Origin of the sequence: Kitasatospora sp. NPDC058032 (assembly GCF_042885845.1) — a bacterium.
GTDB lineage: Bacteria > Actinomycetota > Actinomycetes > Streptomycetales > Streptomycetaceae > Kitasatospora.
Genome location: NZ_JBHVRK010000051.1, coordinates 9,647 through 18,758 on the forward strand (window position 1 = coordinate 9,647; position 9,112 = coordinate 18,758).

The following is a 9,112-nucleotide window of genomic DNA, read 5'->3' on the forward strand; positions in this document are numbered from 1 at the left end:
GGGCGCTCGGGGCCCCGGGGGGGGCGGGCCGGCGCGGGGGGGGCGGGGGGGGGGGGCGGGGGGGGGGGCCCGGGGGCGGGGGGGGGGGGGGGGGGCCCACCGCCCTTCGACTGCCCTTCCCCGCCCTCGCGCGCCTCACCGCGCGCGGCACGCTCCGGGCGCGAAGCCCGTTCCGGGCGCGCGGCACGCTCGCCGCGCTCACTGCGCTCCTGGCGCGAAGGCTCCTCCGCACGCTGCGGTGCGGGCTCCTCCGGCGCGAGCGGCGCCGTCCGCGCGGTGAACCCGTCGCGGTCGGTCGCCTCCGGCCGGGACGGCTTGCCCCAGCGCGGCCGGGCGACCTGCCCGGGCCGGCCGGAGGCGCCGCCCTTGCGGGCGCCCTTGCCGGAGGAACCATGGGAACGAGAGGGGGTGTTGCGGGTCACTGGGAGGAGTCCTTCGTGCTGCGGTCGGCCGGGCCGGCGGGCTTCGCCGAGACTTCCGACTTTACGGCCTTGGGCGCCCGGGGCTCACCACGCCGGACGGAACCCGGCGCCGACCAGGCCTTCTGCGGCTTGCGCCGCTCCGAGGACTCCAGCTGCCAGGGCACCGAGGTCACCATCACCCCCGGCTTGAACAGCAGCCGGCCCTTGAGCCGCAGCGCGCTCTGGTTGTGCAGCAGGTGCTCGTACCAGTGGCCGACGACGTACTCGGGGATGTAGACCGACACCACCTCGCGCGGGCTGCTGCGGCGCAGGTTCTTCACGTAGTCCAGCACCGGCCCGGTGATCTCCCGGTACGGCGAGTCCAGCACCTTGAGCGGCACCTCGATCCCGCGCTCGTCCCACTCCTGGCGCAGCGCCGCGGTGTCGGCCGGGTCGACGTTCACGGTCACCGCCTCCAGGGTGTGCGCCCGCGCGAGCCGCGCGTACGCCAGTGCCCGCAGCGCCGGCTTGTGCAGCTTGGAGACCAGCACGATCGCGTGCACCCGGGTGGGCAGCACCACGTCGTCCGGCGCCTCGGCGGCGACCAGTTCCTCGGAGACCCGGTCGTAGTGGCGGCGGATCGCCTTCATCATCACGAACAGCACCACCATCGCCGCGATGGCGATCCAGGCGTGGCTGATCTTGGTGGCGAGCACGACGATCAGCACCGCCATGGTCATCACCAGGCCGAAGGTGTTGATCGCCCGGCTGCGCTGCATGTGGCGGCGCTTGGCCGGGTCGGTCTCGGTGCGCAGGTTCCTGGTCCAGTGCCGGATCATGCCGGACTGGCTCATGTTGAACGACACGAAGACGCCGACGATGTACAGCTGGATCAGCCGGGTCGGGTCCGCGTTGAAGGCGATGATGAACAGGATCGCGGCCAGCGCCAGCAGGATGATGCCGTTGGAGAAGGCCAGCCGGTCGCCGCGGGTGTGCAGCTGGCGCGGCAGGTAGCGGTCCTGGGCCAGGATCGAGCCCAGCACCGGGAAGCCGTTGAACGCGGTGTTGGCGGCCAGCACCAGGATCAGCCCGGTGACGGCGGCGACGAAGTAGAAGCCCGGCGTGAAGTTCGAGAACACCGCCTCGCTGATCTGGGCCAGCGCGGTCTTCTGGTGGTAGTCGCCGGGCACCCCGACCAGCTGCTGCGCGGGGTCCTCGGCCATCTGCACACCGGTCAGCCGGGCCAGCCAGATGATGCCCATGAACATCACGACGGCGATGCTCGCCATCATCAGCAGCGTGGTCGCCGCGTTCCTGCTCTTCGGCTTGCGGAACGCCGGCACGCCGTTGGAGATCGCCTCCACGCCGGTCAGCGCCGCACAGCCCGAGGAGAACGCCTTGAGCAGCAGGAACACCATGGCGAAGCCGGCCAGGGACTCGTTCCCCGGGGTCGCCGCCAGGTGGAAGCCGGAACTCTCGGAGGGCATGTCCTGCCCCATCCCGAAGTGCCGGATCACGCCGTACACCACCATGCCGAGCACGCCGACCATGAAGGCGTACGTCGGGACGGCGAAGGCCGTACCGGACTCCCGCACGCCGCGCAGGTTCATCCCCATCAGCAGGATGACCACGACGACCGACAGGGTCAGCTCGTGCCCGCGCAGCGCCGGCACCGCCGACACCACGTTGGCCACGCCCGAGGTGGTCGAGACCGCCACGGTGAGGATGTAGTCGACCATCAGCGCGCTCGCGACCACCAGGCCGGAGTTCGGGCCGTGGTTCACGGTGGCGACCTCGTAGTCGCCGCCGCCGCTCGGGTAGGCGTGCACGTTCTGCCGGTACGAGGCCACCACCGCGAGCATCACGATGGCGACCACGACGCCGATCTGCCACGAGAAGTGGATCGCAGAGGCACCCGCCAGGGAAAGGGTCAGCAGGATCTCCTCGGGCGCGTACGCGACCGAGGAGAGCGCGTCCGAGGCGAAGACGGGCAGCGCGATGCGCTTGGGGAGCAGCGTCTCCCCCAGCTTGTCGCTGCGCAACGCACGCCCGATGAGGATGCGTTTCGGTAGGTCAGTCGGCATAGGCACGGTAAGGAATCGTAGGGGCAGTACGAAGCGACGTCCCACGGACGCCCCCCGTTGAGGCCCCCCTTCGTCGCGACTGTGTTCGGCCGACCGGCTAGCGTGTCGGATACGAGCAGGCGGGCAACACTGTGGTTGTCGTGCCGAGCCCCACGAGGACGCCCACCCCGGACACCGGGGCGGGGAAACGGAGATCGAACGGTGTTTGCGCAGGTCATGGCCCCAACAGGACGGGTGAGGTAGCGCCGGTGCACATCGTCATCATGGGCTGCGGCCGGGTGGGCTCCGCCCTCGCCCGAGCACTGGAGAAACAGGGCCACTCGGTGGCCGTCGTCGACCAGGACCCGACGGCCTTCCGCCGGCTGGGCGCCGGGTTCAACGGCCGCCGGGTGACCGGCGTCGGCTTCGACCAGGACACCCTCAGGGAGGCGGGCATCGAGGAGGCGGGCGCCTTCGCCGCCGTCTCCAGTGGTGACAACTCCAACATCATCGCCGCCCGGGTGGCCCGGGAGAACTTCGGCGTGGAGAACGTCGCCGCCCGGATCTACGACCCCCGGCGCGCCGAGGTCTACCAGCGCCTGGGCATCCCCACCGTCGCCACCGTGCGCTGGACGGCCGACCAGATGCTGCGCCGCCTGCTGCCGAGCGGCGCCGAGCCGCTGTGGCAGGACCCGAGCGGCGCCGTCCAGCTCGCCGAGGTCGCCTACGACCCCGACTGGGTCGGCCACCGGCTGAGCGAGCTGGAGGAGGCGTCCGGCGCCCGGGTGTCGTTCGTCACCCGGCTCGGCGAGGGCGTGCTGCCCTCGCCCCAGATGGTGGTGCAGGAGGGCGACCTGGTGCACGTCATGCTGCGCCGGGCCGACCTGACGGCGGTCGAGGCCGCGTTCGCGCAGGGCCCGCGGAAGGAAGGTCACTGATGCGAGTCGCCATTGCCGGAGCCGGCGCCGTCGGCCGCTCGATCGCGGGCGAGCTGCTGGAGAACGGCCACGAGGTCCTGCTGATCGACAAGAACCCCAACTCCATCTCCGTGGAGCGGGTGCCCATGGCGGAGTGGCTGCTCGCCGACGCCTGCGAGATCACCTCCCTGGACGAGGCCGCGCTGCAGCGCTGCCACGTGGTGATCGCCGCGACCGGTGACGACAAGGTCAACCTGGTCGTCTCGCTGCTCGCGAAGACCGAGTACGGCGTGCCGCGGGTGGTCGCCCGGGTGAACAACCCGAAGAACGAGTGGCTCTTCAACGAGTCCTGGGGCGTGGACGTGGCCGTCTCCACCCCGCGCCTGATGTCCGCCCTGGTCGAGGAGGCGGTCAGCGTCGGCGACCTGGTCCGGCTGATGCGCTTCAGCCAGGGCAACGCCAACCTCGTCGAGCTGACCCTCGCCGAGGACACCGAGCTGGTCGGCACCCGGGTCGGCGACGTGCCGTGGCCGCCGGACACCGCGCTGGTGACCATCCTGCGCGAGGGCCGGGTCCTGGTGCCCGGCAAGGACGACACCCTGGAGGGCGGCGACGAGCTGCTCTTCGTGGCCGCCCAGGAGCGCGAGGAGGAGCTGGAGGACCTGCTCTCCAGCTCGGCCGGCGCCCAGTAGCCGAGAAGCGTCGAGGGCCCGCACTCGCTCGGAGTGCGGGCCCTCGGCCGTTCGCCGGTCCTGCTGCTGCCGGCCGGCGGTCGGCTACCGGCCGGCGGCCGACCCGTCGGCGGCGTGCTCGTCCGGCGCCGGCTCGTCGTCCAGCTGCGCCTTGATCGGCGGCGGCGCCTTCAGCAGGATCTGCCAGGTCACGTACATCGCCAGCAGCAGCGGCGGGATGCCCAGGGCGACCTTGAGCCAGCCCAGCAGGTTGACGTTGTGGGTGAAGTACAGCGGGAAGAGGATCATCGGCTTGATGCCCATGATCAGCACCCACGCCCAGGTGGCCTTGGTGTACGCGGCCAGCCGGCCCGGGTTCTGCTTGCGCCAGGTGAACATCTCGCCGGTCACCGGGCCGAGCATGATGCCGATCAGCGGCCAGCGGACCAGCGCCGAGACGGCCAGGCCCACGCAGTAGCCGACGTTCCAGAGCAGGCCCGGCAGGTAGAAGTTCTCCGCCTTGCCGGTCTTCATCGAGATCCAGGCGCCGATGGCGACGCCGAACACCCCGCTGAAGGCGTGCTGGACGGTCTCCCGCTTCAGCAGCCGCGCCACCACGAACAGCGCGCTCAGGCCCAGCGCGGCCCAGGCCGCCGCCGGCACCTTGTGGGTGATGTTGTAGGTGACGATGAAGACCAGGCCGGGCAGGGTCATGTCGACCATGCCGCGGACCCCGCCGAACGCCTTCATCACGGTGTCGGCGGCCTCCCGGGAGGCCTGCGCCTGCCGGGCCGCCTCCTCGTCATGGGCGATCTCCACCAGGCCGAGCTGGGCGGCGGGCTCGCCGCCGGGCTGGTTGCTCACGCTCATTCGCTCCCGTGTCCGACCGGACGCAGCTCGTAGCGGGGGTTGAACAGCACCCGGCGGCCACGGGCGTGGCCGATCCGGCCGCTGGCCACCAGACGGCGCCCGGGCTCGATGCCCGCGATGGAGCGGCGTCCGAGCCAGACCACGTCCAGCGCCTCGGTGCCGTCGAAGAGTTCCGCCTCCAGGGCCGGTACGCCGGCCCGGGGGCGGAGCGTCACGGTGCGCAGGGTGCCGGCCACGGTGACCAGTTGCCGGTCCCCGCAGCTGGCGATCGGCGTGCAGCCCGACTCCGCGGCGCTCTCCTGGCGCAGCTCCTCGGCCTCCAACTCCTCGGTGGAGGAGGTCAGCCGGCTGAGCATGCGGCGGAAGCGCCCCTGCGGCGGCTCGCTGCTGTTGTCACCACTCATGCCGGAAGGGTACCGGTTCCGGGGGCCCCGGCGGCAGGCCGCAAGCCGGCCGGGGACTCCGCGCGAGCGCGCCGCGAGGGCTGCCGACGCGCCGGACCGGTACCGTCCGCTCACCCCTCGAAGCGGTAGCCCATGCCGGGCTCGGTGATGAAGTGCCGCGGGTGCGAGGGGTCGCGTTCGAGCTTGCGCCGCAGCTGGGCGAGGTAGACCCGCAGATAGTTCGTCTCGGTCCGGTAGGCCGGGCCCCAGACCTCCTGGAGCAACTGGGTCTGGCTGACCAGCCGGCCCGCGTTGCGCACCAGGACCTCCAGCAAATGCCACTCGGTCGGGGTAAGCCGGATGTCGGCGCCGTCCCGGTTCACCTTCTTCGCCGCCAGGTCCACGGTGAAGCTGTCGGTGACCACCACCGAACCGTCCTCCCCCGCGACCGGCTCGGCCCGGCGGACGGCGGCGCGCATCCGGGCCAGCAGCTCGTCCATGCCAAAGGGCTTGGTGACGTAGTCGTCGGCCCCGGCGTCCAGCGCCTCGACCTTCTCGTCGGAGGCGTGCCGGGCGGAGAGCACGATGATCGGCACCCTGGTCCAGCCGCGCAGGCCCTTGATCACCTCGACCCCGTCCATGTCGGGCAGACCGAGGTCGAGGACGACGACGTCGGGGTGGCGGGCGGCGGCGAGCTCCAGGGCGCTCGCGCCGTCATGCGCCGCGTCGACCTCGTACTTGCGGGCCTTGAGGTTGATCACCAGCGCGCGGACGATCTGCGGTTCGTCGTCCACGACGAGGACCCGGGTCATACGGGCTCCGCCTTTCGGGGCTGTCGGTCGGATCGGAAGTGGTCGTTCAACGGTCGTCGGGGGTGTCACCGATCAGGTGGGTGGCGGGGCGAGCTCCGGTACGTCGGGCCCGGGCGCGTCCGGTCCCGGTCGCTCGGGCTCCGGTCCGCCCGGCTCCGGGACGCGTCCGGCCGTGGGCAGGGTGACCACCATGGTCAGTCCGCCGCCCGGGGTGTCCTCGGCGGACACCGTGCCGTCCATCGCCTCGACGAAGCCGCGCGCCACCGCGAGCCCGAGCCCCACCCCGGCACCTCGCGGCGCGTCCCCGTAGCGCTGGAACGGCGCGAAGATCCGCTCCTTGGCGTCCTCCGGCACCCCCGGCCCCCGGTCCACGATCCGCAGCTCCACCCGGCCCGGCCCGCCCGCCGGCTCCAGCGCATCGGCCTTGACCAGCACCTTCACCCCGTCCGGGCTGTACTTGACGGCGTTCTCGATCAGATTGGCCAGCGACCGCTCCAGCAGTCCGCCGTCGGCCAGGATCATCGGCAGGGTCTCCGGCACGTCCAGCCGGACCGTCTCCGGCGACACCCCGCCCAGCGCGAACGGCACCACCTCGTCCAGGTCGGTCTCCTGGATCAGCGGCGTGACCGTTCCGGTCTGCAAACGGCTCATGTCGAGCAGGTTGTTGATCAGATGGTCGAGCCGGTCGGCACCCGCCTCGATCCCCGCCAGCAGCTCCGCCTCGTCCTCCTCGTCCCACTCCACGTCCGCCGAACGGAGCGAGCTCACCGAGGCCTTGATCCCGGCGAGCGGCGTGCGCAGATCGTGCGAGACGGCCGCCAGCAGAGCGGTGCGGATCCGGTTCCCCTCGGCCTCCCGCCGGGCGGCCGCCGCCTCCCCCGCCAGTCGCCGGCGCTCCAGCACCACGGCGGCCTGCGCGGCGAACGCCCCGAGCAGCCGGCGGTCCTCGGCCGGCAGCACCCGGCCGCGCAGCACCAGCGCCAGCGTCTCCCCGATCGGCACGTCCACATCGGCCGTCTCCGGCCGCTCCGGCGGACGCGGGCCCGCCGTCGCCACCGCCTGCCACACGCCGACCCGGTCGGGCCGCTCCAGCAGCGCCACCGACTCCTGCTGGAAGGTCTCCCGGACCTGCTCCAGCAAGGCCGTCAGCACCCCCTCACCGTTCGGCGCCCCGCGCAGCACCGTGCCGGCCAGCGCGCTCAGCGACTGCGCCTCGGCCTGGCTGCGGGCCGCCTGGTGGGTGCGCCGGGCCGCCAGGTCGACGACCGACGCCACGGCCATGCCGACAGCGGTGAATATCGCCACCGCCATGATGTTCTGCGGCTCGGAGATCGTGAACGTGTGGATCGGCGGCGCGAAGTAGTAGTTGAGCGCCGAGGACCCGACCAGCGCCGAGGCGATCGCCGGGAAGAGCCCGCCCACCAGGGCCGCGCACACCGTCAGCGACAGGAAGAGCAGCATGTCCGTGGTCAGACCCAGACCGTGCACATTGATGAGCACCAGCGCCAGCAGCGGCGGCCCGGCCACCCCGATCAGCCAGCCCGCGATCGTCCGGGTCCGGCCCAGATCGGTCACCTTGCGGGTCGGAACCCGCCCGCGTCCCTTCGCGGCGTGCTCGTGCGTGACGATGTGCACGTCGATGTCGCCCGACTCCCGGGTCACCGTGCCGCTCACGCCCGGGCCGTAGACGTACTGCCAGGCCGGCCGCCGACTGGTCCCGAGCACGATCTGCGTCGCGTTCACACCCCGTGCGAAGTCCAGCAGCCCCGCGGCCGGGTCGTCGCCCAGCACCGCGTGGTACGACCCGCCCAGGCTCTCCACCAGCGCCCGTTGCTCGATCAGCGTCTGCGACGACCCCGAGCCCGGGCCGGCCAGCCCGTCCGACCGGGAGATGTGCACCGCCAGCAGCTCACCGCCCGAGCCGCGGGCGGCTATCCGGGCCGCCCGGCGGATCAGCGTCGCGCCCTCCGGCCCGCCCGTCAGGCCGACCACGATCCGCTCGCGCGCCTGCCAGGTCCCCTTGATGCCCTGCTCGGCCCGGTACTTCTGCAGGTACTCGTCGACCCGGTCGGCCGTCCACAGCAGCGCCAGCTCGCGCAGCGCCGTCAGGTTCCCCGGCCGGAAGTAGTTGGCGAGCGCCGCGTCGATCTTCTCCGGCGCGTACACGTTGCCGTGCGCCAGCCGGCGCCGCAGCGCCTGCGGCGACATGTCGACGAGTTCGATCTGGTCGGCCCGGCGGACCACTTCGTCCGGCACCGTCTCCCGCTGCCGTATCCCCGTGATGCCCTCGACCACGTCGCCGAGCGACTCCAAGTGCTGGATGTTCACCGTCGAGATGACGTCGATCCCGGCCGCGAGCAGCTCCTCGACGTCCTGCCACCGCTTCTCGTTGCGGCACCCCGGCACGTTGGTGTGCGCCAGCTCGTCCACCAGCGCCACCTGCGGCCGGCGCGTCAGGACCGCGTCCAGGTTCATCTCCGTGAACACGGCCCCGCGGTGCGTCAGCTCCTGTCGCGGCACCACCTCGAGACCCGTGACCTGCTCGGCCGTGTGCCGACGCCCGTGATCCTCGACGAACGCCACCACGACGTCCGTCCCCCGCTCCGACCGCCGGTGTGCCTCCGCGAGCATGGCGTACGTCTTACCGACCCCGGGTGCCGCCCCGAGGTAGACCCGCAGCCTGCCGCGTCCCATGTGCACCATTCTTGATCCGGCCGTGCCTGGCGGCCATCCCGGACACCAGTTCCCTTCGCCTTCGAGACTACGGCGCAGGCGCCGGTTTGCCAGCGATCTGGCCGCTGAGCTGGGAGTTTTAGCGCCATATTGATGGGCCGTCGGGGCCCGCGGCGGCGTCGGCCGGCACCGCACCCACCCGCTTGCCCCGCCTGGCCGCATTTCGGCCCGGAAATGCGAAAAGCCCCTGCCGGTATCCCCGGCAGGGGCTTCTCAGAAGAATTGTTCGGCGGCGTCCTACTCTCCCACAGGGTCCCCCCTG

General features: G+C 72.1%; 7 protein-coding genes. 2 read left to right on the plus strand and 5 right to left on the minus strand.

Annotated elements, in window-relative coordinates:
- Nucleotides 1–418: 418 nt before the first annotated feature.
- Entirely contained in the window at nucleotides 419–2,485 is a 2,067-nt protein-coding gene (locus tag ACFVUH_RS36915) for an APC family permease (RefSeq protein ID WP_387917988.1), read from the minus strand.
- 248 nt (nucleotides 2,486–2,733) lie between these two features.
- On the opposite strand from ACFVUH_RS36915, the gene ACFVUH_RS36920 reads away from it, so the two are divergent.
- Nucleotides 2,734–3,402, plus strand: a complete 669-nt coding sequence (locus ACFVUH_RS36920) for a potassium channel family protein (RefSeq protein ID WP_387917990.1) — start codon at nucleotides 2,734–2,736, stop codon at nucleotides 3,400–3,402.
- Nucleotides 3,402–4,073 (plus strand): TrkA family potassium uptake protein, encoded by a 672-nt coding sequence (locus tag ACFVUH_RS36925; protein WP_355376057.1) that lies wholly within the window; start codon nucleotides 3,402–3,404, stop codon nucleotides 4,071–4,073. The genes ACFVUH_RS36920 and ACFVUH_RS36925 overlap by 1 nt, the downstream gene beginning before the upstream one ends.
- A gap of 84 nt (nucleotides 4,074–4,157) precedes the next feature.
- Here ACFVUH_RS36925 and ACFVUH_RS36930 read toward each other — a convergent pair whose 3' ends face one another.
- From ACFVUH_RS36930 to ACFVUH_RS36945, 4 genes are all read right to left on the minus strand, one after another.
- Nucleotides 4,158–4,922, minus strand: coding sequence for a DUF3159 domain-containing protein (locus tag ACFVUH_RS36930; RefSeq protein ID WP_387917991.1), 765 nt, complete (start codon nucleotides 4,920–4,922; stop codon nucleotides 4,158–4,160).
- Complete coding sequence (locus ACFVUH_RS36935) at nucleotides 4,919–5,326, minus strand: OB-fold nucleic acid binding domain-containing protein (protein ID WP_355376063.1); 408 nt, start codon at nucleotides 5,324–5,326, stop codon at nucleotides 4,919–4,921. Before ACFVUH_RS36935 ends, ACFVUH_RS36930 begins: the two co-directional genes overlap by 4 nt.
- 110 nt (nucleotides 5,327–5,436) lie before the next feature.
- On the minus strand, nucleotides 5,437–6,117 hold the full coding sequence (locus ACFVUH_RS36940) for a response regulator (protein ID WP_355376066.1): 681 nt from the start codon (nucleotides 6,115–6,117) through the stop codon (nucleotides 5,437–5,439).
- A 72-nt stretch (nucleotides 6,118–6,189) separates the two neighbouring features.
- Nucleotides 6,190–8,811 (minus strand): ATP-binding protein, encoded by a 2,622-nt coding sequence (locus tag ACFVUH_RS36945; protein ID WP_387917993.1) that lies wholly within the window; start codon nucleotides 8,809–8,811, stop codon nucleotides 6,190–6,192.
- Between the last annotated feature and the right edge of the window lie 301 nt (nucleotides 8,812–9,112).

Excerpts from the sequence above, each read along its gene's own strand:
- ACFVUH_RS36935 (WP_355376063.1), bottom strand. The coding sequence starts at position 5,326 with ATGAGTGGTGACAACAGCAGCGAGCCGCCGCAGGGGCGCTTCCGCCGC.
- ACFVUH_RS36915 (WP_387917988.1), bottom strand. The coding sequence starts at position 2,485 with ATGCCGACTGACCTACCGAAACGCATCCTCATCGGGCGTGCGTTGCGC.
- ACFVUH_RS36925 (WP_355376057.1), top strand. The coding sequence starts at position 3,402 with ATGCGAGTCGCCATTGCCGGAGCCGGCGCCGTCGGCCGCTCGATCGCG.
- ACFVUH_RS36930 (WP_387917991.1), bottom strand. The coding sequence starts at position 4,922 with ATGAGCGTGAGCAACCAGCCCGGCGGCGAGCCCGCCGCCCAGCTCGGC.
- ACFVUH_RS36940 (WP_355376066.1), bottom strand. The coding sequence starts at position 6,117 with ATGACCCGGGTCCTCGTCGTGGACGACGAACCGCAGATCGTCCGCGCG.
- ACFVUH_RS36945 (WP_387917993.1), bottom strand. The coding sequence starts at position 8,811 with ATGGGACGCGGCAGGCTGCGGGTCTACCTCGGGGCGGCACCCGGGGTC.